Here is a 521-nt window from a genome sequence, read left to right as displayed (position 1 = left end):
GCTGTACGGACTGTACACCAGCTGGTGCCTGATAAACCAGAGCCAGCCAGAGCCTGCCKAAGCCCTCTGGGCGGCCCTCGAAGGCCGCCGCATCAAGCCTGAGGACAACACTCTTGCCATGTCCGGTCCCGCCGCGTTGGATTACATCGTGGCCAGTTCCCCCGACCTGGCGTAACTGGCACGACGAAGAGTTGGCGGCGCCTGTGCTTACCGCCTGACGGCCCGGATGGTTTGCAGGGACGGGTCGGCCGGGTCGGGGAGCACCATGCCGGCCTTCAGGCCGGATTCGAGGTAGTCGATGATGGCGGTGTTGATCCCTTCGCCAGGGACGACGACGGGGATCCCAGGCGGGTAGGGGGTGATCTGCTCGGCGGCCGCGCGCCCTACCGCGTTCTTAACCCAACTCCACGGCCAGGATAAGCACGGGACGTAGACTGCCCTGTTATGCTCCTGGCGGCGCAGGTGGTTTCGTTGGGTCAGCAAGGAAAGCACAAAGTCGCCTACCGACATCCTCCGTCGTC

Annotated in this window: 1 protein-coding gene; it reads right to left on the bottom strand. The window is 64.6% G+C overall.

What is annotated here, in order from left to right; all coding sequences use genetic code 11:
• Window positions 1-207 precede the first annotated feature (207 nt).
• A partial coding sequence (locus tag AC1U89_RS24645; RefSeq protein WP_479902237.1) for an Orn/Lys/Arg family decarboxylase occupies window positions 208-521 on the bottom strand: 314 nt, incomplete at its 5' end.

The sequence above is a fragment of the Caulobacter sp. 05T431 genome (assembly GCF_056665975.1).
Note: the sequence above shows the minus strand (reverse complement) of the source record. Positions and strands in the feature narration are given on the sequence as shown.